Annotated in this window: 6 protein-coding genes and 1 pseudogene; 3 read left to right on the top strand and 4 right to left on the bottom strand. The window is 44.0% G+C overall.

Translation table 11 applies throughout. The features are described 5' to 3' along the window. Nucleotides 1–184: 184 nt before the first annotated feature. Nucleotides 185–634 (bottom strand): hypothetical protein, encoded by a 450-nt coding sequence (locus tag GVY04_03445; protein NBD15215.1) that lies wholly within the window; start codon nt 632–634, stop codon nt 185–187. A gap of 332 nt (nt 635–966) precedes the next feature. Here GVY04_03445 and GVY04_03440 point away from each other — a divergent pair. The 3 genes and pseudogenes from GVY04_03440 (at nt 967) to GVY04_03430 (ending at nt 4,018) form a co-directional block, all read left to right on the top strand. Beyond that, nucleotides 967–2,371, top strand: a pseudogene (locus GVY04_03440) (IS701 family transposase). 20 nt (nt 2,372–2,391) lie between these two features. Further along, nucleotides 2,392–2,556 (top strand): hypothetical protein, encoded by a 165-nt coding sequence (locus tag GVY04_03435; GenBank protein ID NBD15214.1) that lies wholly within the window; start codon nt 2,392–2,394, stop codon nt 2,554–2,556. 61 nt (nt 2,557–2,617) lie between these two features. Further along, nucleotides 2,618–4,018 (top strand): cytochrome P450, encoded by a 1,401-nt coding sequence (locus tag GVY04_03430; protein NBD15213.1) that lies wholly within the window; start codon nt 2,618–2,620, stop codon nt 4,016–4,018. 38 nt (nt 4,019–4,056) lie between these two features. On the opposite strand, the gene GVY04_03425 is transcribed toward GVY04_03430, so the two are convergent. From GVY04_03425 to GVY04_03415, 3 genes are all read right to left on the bottom strand, one after another. Continuing rightward, complete coding sequence (locus tag GVY04_03425; GenBank protein ID NBD15212.1) at nt 4,057–5,778, bottom strand: DUF87 domain-containing protein; 1,722 nt, start codon at nt 5,776–5,778, stop codon at nt 4,057–4,059. Nucleotides 5,779–5,998: 220 nt separating this feature from the next. Then, a complete protein-coding gene (locus tag GVY04_03420) occupies nt 5,999–6,706 on the bottom strand; it encodes a hypothetical protein (protein ID NBD15211.1) in 708 nt (235 codons plus the stop codon). Between the two features lie 368 nt (nt 6,707–7,074). Next, nucleotides 7,075–8,682: a 2-isopropylmalate synthase gene (locus GVY04_03415; protein NBD15210.1), complete on the bottom strand. Its 1,608-nt coding sequence runs from the start codon at nt 8,680–8,682 to the stop codon at nt 7,075–7,077. Between the last annotated feature and the right edge of the window lie 9 nt (nt 8,683–8,691).

Here is an 8,691-nt window from a genome sequence, read left to right as displayed (position 1 = left end):
AGAGAAACATCTGGAAGTGTTTACTCGCTAACCGCTCATGGCTCTATTCGCAGCTACGGGGAGGTTATCTCTCCCCAATCCCCCACCTCACGAAGTAGGTGGGGGTCATTGAAGCGCTGACCAACGGTCAAAGCAGGCGCCTTCCGTTTAGGAAGGCGTAATCTTTGACTACTCCTCAATCAATTTACTCAAAAGTAGCCACTTGCTCTGATTCGGATTCTACCCGACGAGAAACAGGGGGCATTAGTCCAACACTAATCAGTAATACTGTAATAGCCAGTGGATTAAAGAAGAACCAAATCAGTTTAATTCCCATTGGTGCGGGATTGGTGACAATCGGATTGTCTGGAGTCCCAAACGTGTTGACGCTGGCAATGAGATTAACCACTGAGAAAATGACTGCCAACCAAGCCGCGGGTTTGCGATAAAACTCGAAAATAATTGCTAGCGCGATCGCGATTTGAACAATTCCGAGTAGATAGACGAGTAACACAGCATTAAACGGTAAGGCACCGTAAAATGCGTTTTCATAAGGATCCACCCAATCGTTAACAAACAGTAACTTCGATAATCCCCAGAAACCAACTGCTAAACCTGCAGCCAGGCGCAGTGTAATGATGAAAGCTCGTTCCATAGTTTAGCTCCTTTTCAAAGCTATGTAATATTTTCATCGTGCAAACAATTAATTTTTGTCCTGAAAATGTTCATACTTAACAGAAATCTTTATAGTATTTATAATAACTCGCTCGCGAAAGAAACTAGAGCATCGGTTCAGTAGAAGGGGTTGACAAAAAATAGTGTTTGTGAGTAGGGAAAATCTAGGGTTTAAGAGACTTGTGATTGACCTTTCCAGAAATCGGAACGCATCACCACATGAAGATTATGAACGATCACCATTCTATCTCTCTTTTATCACTCTAGGGAAAGTAGAATAAGGAAAATCCTCCTCAAAGCTAGAACAAGACTATGGTAGAGCCAAGAGCTGCGAGTCCGACCGTAAGATTTGTGGATACTTATTGCCAGCTATATAAAGATTTATTTTCAGAAGTCCGAGCCGACGAGAGCTTTAAATATCTTCATGTCGGTCTAATCAGTGAAATCAAAAGAAAAAGTTTGCCAGCAATCGCGAAAATAGTAGGATTAGAAAATCATCAAGGATTACACCATTTCCTAACCGAGTCACCTTGGTCAGGGAAAGAACTCGAAGCCAGAAGATTGTCCATTCTTCTTCAAGTATTAGAAGGAAGAAAAATACAAGTTATTATTGATGAAACAGGAGATAAAAAGAAGCGATGCGACCCCGCGCCTTTGTAAGGCGCAAGGGAACGCGCATCAAGACGGGAAAACTACTGACTATGTCAAGCGACAATATATTGGAAATTTGGGAAAAATAGAGAAGGGAATTGTTTCGGTAAATGCCTATGGTTATTATGAAGGGATAACGTTTCCTCTGATCTTTAAAGTTTTCAAGCCCAAAGAAAGATTAAAGGAAGGAGATCATTATCAAACCAAGCCAGTTTTAGCAGCTGAGATCATTAAAGAACTCAGAGAAAAGGGGTTTCAGATTCAACGAGTCTTAGCAGATAGTCTGTATGGAGAAAGTGAAAGCAATTTCCTCTCTGTAATTGAGGAGTTCAACTTAGAATATGCAGTGGCAATTCGGAGTAATCATGGAGTCTGGCTACCGAAAGGACAAAAAGTAAGAACCAATAAATGGAGAAAATTTGAACATCAAAATTGGGATGGGACCACTAAAACGAGATATATTAGAGAAATTATTTTTGGCAAGAAAAGAGCCAGACAATATTGGGAAATTACTACTGATCCAGAGCAAGTGCCGGAAGAATCAACTTGGTTAGTCATGACTAAAATTCCCAATCTAACCTATAAAGATGTCGGAAAAATTTATCAAATCCGAACTTGGGTTGAGTATGGCTTTAAACAAAGTAAAAGTGAATTAGGTTGGGCTGATTATCGGGTCACTGATTATTCTTATATTGAAAAGTGGTGGCAACTCGTTATGTCGGCTTACCTGATGATATCTCTCCATAGTGAAATTTTGAACCCCTTGGTTTCTCCTGTGGAAGAGAAGTTCCAAAATCATGATTGGTGGGATGAAGAAAAAGGTTGGAAAAGCGCACCGCCCGCGAGTCAAGTTTCCTCAGCGTAAGGACGGAGCAAGTGGCTCAATAACCTTCGTTTAATTCTACAACCATTGATTAGTTTTAATTTAATTTTACGATGGCTTGAAGTTTTTCCAATTCCACAACTTTCTTTAGGTTTCCCCAGATTAATTGCAATCATGAATGAGTTCGATTGTTTAAGCAGTTTAGTTGATTGTTGGGATAGTTTTCATTATTCTTCTGCCTAGAGTGATAAAAGAGAGATAGTGTGGGATTTTTTCTTGGCGCGATCGGGATTTTTTACTCTGTTACGAAGGTTGTACAATATTCCCTTGCGTCTTGCACCGACGCGGGGTCGCTTGCCAATATTGGGGACTTTATCTTTCCCGCGATCGCGCATAGCAGTCGAAATAGTAAAAAAGATTTTCAATAGTAAAGCAATTTTCCTAATTCAGAACTGCTATAGATTGATAATGATGACAAAGTTTGTAAAGATGGCTACCCAAATCAATCACTCCGAACATCAAGAAATTGACGGTCCGAAAGGGAAAGGTCTACGACGGACATTGCGACTGTTGCGCCTGATTCTTCAGCCAACGGCTTACATGGAGGACAATGTTCGGCGATATGGTCCCGTGTTTAAAATTGGCGGGGAGACTTCGCCACCACTAGTTTATGTGGGCGACCCCAATTTGGTGCAAGAAATCTTTGCTTTAGATTCCACTCAAGTGATAACGGGGCAAAACAATGGTATCCTGCGGGCAATGGTCGGCGATCGCTCCATCTTACTGCTTGATGGTCAGCCTCATCAGCGACAACGCAAACTCTTGATGCCTTCGTTCCATGGTGAACGCCTGCGGGCTTACGGGCAGCTCATCTGTGACATTACCCGAAAAGTAAGTGCGACCTGGCAACCCGGTCAGTCGATTGTGGCGCGTCCTCCAATGCAAGACCTAACCTTAGGTGTGATGCTGCAAGCTGTTTTCGGTCTGCGGGAAGGGGAGCGATTATCGCAAATTCAACATCGGATGAGCACGATGCTGGACGCCTTTGCTTATCCAATTAGTTCCAGCTTTTTGTTTTTCCCCTTTCTCCAGAAAGATTGGGGGGCTTGGAGTCCTTGGGGAAGATTTATCCGCTTACGGGAACAGTTACGACAGTTAATTTACGAGGAAATTCGTGATCGCCGTCAATTTTTGGAGCAACCAGACGCTAACCCCGAGGAAAAAACTGATATCTTGACGCTCCTCCTCCAAACCAGAGATGAAAATGGGGAAGGGATGAGTGATGCAGAACTCCATGATGAGCTGGTCACCTTACTCTTAGCCGGACATGAAACAACGACTTCCGCCTTGGTTTGGATGCTGTACTGGATTCATTACATACCGGAAGTGGAAACCCAACTCCGGGCGGAATTGGCAACGCTCGGATCGGCACCCGATCCAATTGCGATTACCCAACTGCCTTATTTAACAGCGGTTTGTCAAGAAACACTGCGGATTTATCCGATTACACCAACAACATTTGTGCGAGTGTTGCACGAACCCATGTCAATCGCTGGATATTCCTTTGTTGCCGGTACGGCGCTCATGCCAGCCACTTACATTATTCACCAACGGTCCGATCTCTATCCTGATCCCAAGCAATTTCGCCCAGAGCGGTTTTTGAACCATCAATATGCCCCTCATGAATACTTGCCGTTTGGTGGGGGTCATCGGCGCTGTATTGGCTCAGCCCTGGCAATGATGGAACTCAAGCTAGGCGTTGCAACGCTATTACACAACTTTGAGTTTACCTTAACCCGTTCCCGTCCTCTCCAACCGACTCGGCGGGGTTTAACGATGGCACCACCCGCTTCCATGAAACTTAAGGTCAAAGATTACGCCTTCCGTTGAGGAAGGCGCCTGCTTTGACCGTTGGTCAAAGCAAAACTTTAAAACCCTAAATCGGCTTTTGCTGCGTCGGCGGCTTCAAATAATTCCTGATTATCCATTTCTTGCCAATCGGGATCGGCAATTTCTGCGTAGAAGATTTGATCAAAGGCACGGGTTCGCACAACCACTGGCATGGGGACAGCGTGACCTAAAATTAAGGCTTGTTGTTTGGAATCCAATTTCGCTAGAACAGATCGCAGGTTAGCCCCACCCGAAACGCCGGTAAAAATGGCATCAATATCTTTTTCATCGTTAAGTAAACAGGTGACACGGGTTCCCACTTGTGACATCACCTCAGGATCAATGCCAGAAGGACGTTGATCGACGACAAGTAGGGTGACAAAATATTTACGCATTTCCCGCGCGATCGTGCCAAAAATGGTTTGCTGAACCGTTGCTGAATCCAGGAAGCGATGAGCTTCCTCAATCGTAATCACCAGTTGGCGGGGACGTAAGCTTGGATTTTTGGATTGAAGAAAGTCCTCGGATTTTTTCACATAAGAAGCGTGAATGCGCCGTGTAATCATGTTGGTCGCCAACATATAGGACAACATATTCGATTGCGACCCAAACTCGACAACGACGTGCTTACCGGCATCTAAGGATTGTAGAATTTGATCGATGTAGTTGTGAGGACAAGTGGATCGGATATATTTTAAGCCCTCTAGGCGCATTAATTTCCGTTGCAGTGCACTAATTGACCCTTTATGTCCCTGCTTCTGTTCACAAAATTCCTGGATTTCCTCATTACTCATCGTAATCAGTTGCGTAATCCAGTGTTTCCCAAACTCGGAATATAAAATCTGGGCATTGTCTAGCGCCGCTTCCGATAACCCTAATTCTTGTCCCACTAAGCGTAGGTCTTCAATGGTAATTTGGTCATAACTGAGATAGAGTTCTTGGGCGTCATTCACGCCGCGGCGTTTCGTGGAGTCTGGATCGAGGGTATAAATTTCGACTTGTCCGGGAAAGAGTTGCCGCAATCCTTTAACGGTATTAAAACCTTTTCCTTCTTGAATTGCTTCCCACCCGTATTCCGAGTGCATATCAAAAATGAGATTGACCGCCGCTTGTTGGCGGATAATTCCAGAGAGTAATAGGCGGGTGAGAAAGGATTTTCCCGTTCCGGATTTCCCAAAAATCCCGTTACTGCGTTCCACAAAGGTTTCTAAGTTGAGACAAATGGGAACCTCCATATCTAAAGGTTGTCCCACCGAAAAGTTTTTTCGCATCGGGTCATCTTCCCAACCAAATACCGCCCGAAAATCGGCTTCACTCGCTTCATGAACCTGGCTAAAATGACTGGGAATCGTCTTCACCGGTAACAGTTCCATATCCGTACTCGTCTGGGCTTGATAGGATGCGAGCGGACTTTTCCCGTTCTGTTCTTGTGGCTTGGGTAGCGTTTTCTTTCCCTCCGGATCGGTGAACATCAACATGGGAGAGAGTTCAATGGTTCCGTACGTACTGCTTCCTGCTAAGACTTGTCGCAGTAAATCATCTCCTGGTGAGGGGGGATCCGAGACAATCCGACTACTTGAAGTTCCTAAAGACACATCGGTGAGGAGACAGAAAAAGCGCGATCGCGTTCCTTGGACAACTAAAAATTTCCCGACTCGCATTTCTTCTACTGACACATCAGGATGGAGTCGCACTTCTAATCCTTCTGTAAGAGAACCACCCACAACTGAACCGAGAGGAGAAGAAAATTGTTCTTCCATAAAGAATTCACATCCGGTAACTTGTTGTGATTTTAACAAGAATATTCTTTATTTCCCAAAAAAATTTATCTCTTCCCGATTGAGAAAGTCTCTTTTTGAGTATTGCTGATCTTTGGTGTAACAGCAGAATCGATGTAACTTTGATGATCGGTTTTTTTAGTTTCAGAAAAGGACTCATCCCAAACAAACAGATTTTTCTTGAGCAAGGAGGAAGCTAATTTTACAAATCGCGATCGCGTTTTTCTTGGAGTTTTATTTCTCTCAAGTAATTTTGCAATTTTCTACTATCGCCTGACAATACTGCCTCTCGACCTTGTTGATCGCCTAATGCTTGCAAGATTGACAAAGGTGGAACCCGAAGAATCGCACTCGGTAATGTCAACAAGAAAATCAGTGCTGCTGAGGCTGTATAAAGTACTGGGTAGGACAAGATAAATTTGCGTGTTCGTTTCCCCTGAGAGAAATTAGAGGGTTCACTACCAACCGCATAAAAATTTAGTCCTTGTTGATCGAGCTGAAATATTGTTTCTCTTTTCCGTTTCAAGAAAATTTGTTGATATTTGTTTAACGTGCCTTTGAGTGTATCTAATGTACGGCGCTGACCAATCAGGGTTTTCGCTAAAAGGTGACAACGATTTTCTTCCTCAAGTAATTCATCCAGGACTGCCGTGTGTTCTTCACCCGTAGCAGTATCCAATTTTTCTCGTAATTTGTCGATTTCCTCTAATTTTTCAAGAACTTCCTCTTCTTGGTCACGAACAAAATCAATTGCTTGTTGCAATGATTGTCCTAACTCATCCATTTTTTGTTCTAACAGGTCTAGAGGCATTTGTTCTAAGTATTGCCAGCTTTCTTCTGCTTGTTTGAGTTGAGTTGGATCATCATTGTTCGCTGTAGAGTGGTTGAGATGAGTAGAAAGGCGTTTCATGATCATGATGCTACAGGAATTGGCTCAAGAAAATACTTTGATCTTAATGCAGTCGCTTGAATTAGGAGCTGAAAAAATTACGTACATCATAATATGATTTACGTATAAATAAATAAATTATGCCAAATTTAAGAAATATCACTTAGACCGAGATCGCCAAAATGATTTGAAACAAGTCCGATTTTGACCAACGGTCGCCGGAGCTAAGCGTGAGGACAGGCGCCTTCCGTGCCGCAAGGTGCGCTTTCCAAGTTCCGCTTGGGTCGCACTTCTTTCTGCGGTTGAGGAAGGCGTAATCTCTGACTAATAACCAATCAATCATCAATTGTTAATTATCCTGTCTGATTACTGGTTACTAGTCATTACATTTACTGGATAGCTGTTGCGGTTTGCGGATTTAATTTATTCCCTTCTTGCAAGGAAGCAGAAAGACGGTTGAGGGCATTAATATAGGCTTGTGCGGAAGCGACAATGACATCTGTATTCGCTGAATGACCGGAGTAAACCTTTCCTTCATGGCGCAAGCGAATGGTCACTTCGCCAATCGCATCAATCCCAGCCGTTACTGATTTAACCGAATACTCAATCAATTCGTTGGGAACTTTAACCACCCGATTAATGGCTTCATAAACCGCATCCACGGGACCGGTTCCGATCGCGGCATCAGTTAATTCTTCCCCTTCGGGCGTGCGAATAGTCACCGTAGCCGTAGGACGGGCATGATCCCCACAAGACACTTGCACTAACTCTAAACCAAAGATATCGGGGGCTTGTTGGGTTTCGTCGTTGACAATCGCTTCGAGATCCCAATCGGTGACCACTTTTTTCTTATCGGCTAGGTCTTTAAAGCGCAAAAAAGCTTTGTTCAATTCAGTTTCTGAGAGTTCATAACCTAAATCTCGCAGACGGCTGCCAAAGGCATTGCGTCCTGAATGCTTCCCGAGAACAATTTGGTTACTGGTCCAACCAATGGATTCGGCATCCATAATTTCATAGGTTTGCTTATGCTTAAGAACGCCATCTTGGTGAATCCCAGATTCGTGGGCAAACGCATTGCCACCGACAACAGCTTTATTCGGTTGAATCGGCATTCCGGTGAGGTTAGACACCAAGCGGGAGGTTTTGTAAATTTCTTTGGTGTTGATGCTGGTTAACGGTTCTTCCGACTCCGGTTCTCGTCCCAAAAAAGGATTATAGAATTGACGGCGGACGTGGAGTGCCATTACTAATTCTTCAAGGGCAGCATTGCCAGCGCGTTCTCCAATCCCGTTAATAGTGCATTCTAACTGTCTTGCGCCATTTTGAATCGCAGAGAGGAAGTTTGCCACCGCTAAGCCGAGGTCATTGTGTCCGTGAACAGAGATAATCGCTTGTTCGATGTTGGGGACGTTTTCTTTTAAGCCACGGATTAAAGCGCCAAATTCTTCAGGTGTGGTATAGCCAACAGTATCAGGAATATTAATTGTGGTTGCGCCAGCCGCGATCGCGCTTTCTACCACTTGATACAAAAATTGCGGATCAGACCGTCCTGCATCTTCTGCAGAAAATTCCACATCATCGGTAAAGGTTTTGGCATACTCCACCATTTTGGGCACAGTTTCTAGCACTTGTTCCCGCGTCTTCCGTAGCTTATATTGCAAATGAATATCAGAGGTAGCAATAAAGGTATGAATTCGTCCTTTTGCGGCTGGGGCAATGGCTTCCCCGGCGGCTTTAATATCATTTTCCATTGCTCTGGCTAAGGCACAAATGGTTGGACCATCAGAGGTTCCAACCGTTTCGGCAATGGCTTTCACCGCTTCAAAATCCCCCACACTGGAGTAAGGAAACCCCGCTTCAATGACATCAACGCCTAAGCGAGACAAAGCGCGAGCAATCGTTAATTTTTCATCTCCATTCAATGTTGCCCCCGGAGATTGTTCACCATCGCGCAGTGTTGTATCGAATATTATAATGCGATCGCGTTCGTTACTCATAGATTATTT

Source organism: Cyanobacteria bacterium GSL.Bin1, assembly GCA_009909085.1.
Lineage (GTDB): Bacteria > Cyanobacteriota > Cyanobacteriia > Cyanobacteriales > Rubidibacteraceae > Halothece.
The sequence above is the reverse complement of the archived record's forward strand: the minus strand, read 5'-3'. Positions and strand labels throughout refer to the sequence as shown.

Excerpts from the sequence above, each read along its gene's own strand:
- GVY04_03430 (NBD15213.1), top strand. The coding sequence starts at position 2,618 with ATGGCTACCCAAATCAATCACTCCGAACATCAAGAAATTGACGGTCCG.
- GVY04_03425 (NBD15212.1), bottom strand. The coding sequence starts at position 5,778 with ATGGAAGAACAATTTTCTTCTCCTCTCGGTTCAGTTGTGGGTGGTTCT.
- GVY04_03420 (NBD15211.1), bottom strand. The coding sequence starts at position 6,706 with ATGAAACGCCTTTCTACTCATCTCAACCACTCTACAGCGAACAATGAT.
- GVY04_03415 (NBD15210.1), bottom strand. The coding sequence starts at position 8,682 with ATGAGTAACGAACGCGATCGCATTATAATATTCGATACAACACTGCGC.
- GVY04_03445 (NBD15215.1), bottom strand. The coding sequence starts at position 634 with ATGGAACGAGCTTTCATCATTACACTGCGCCTGGCTGCAGGTTTAGCA.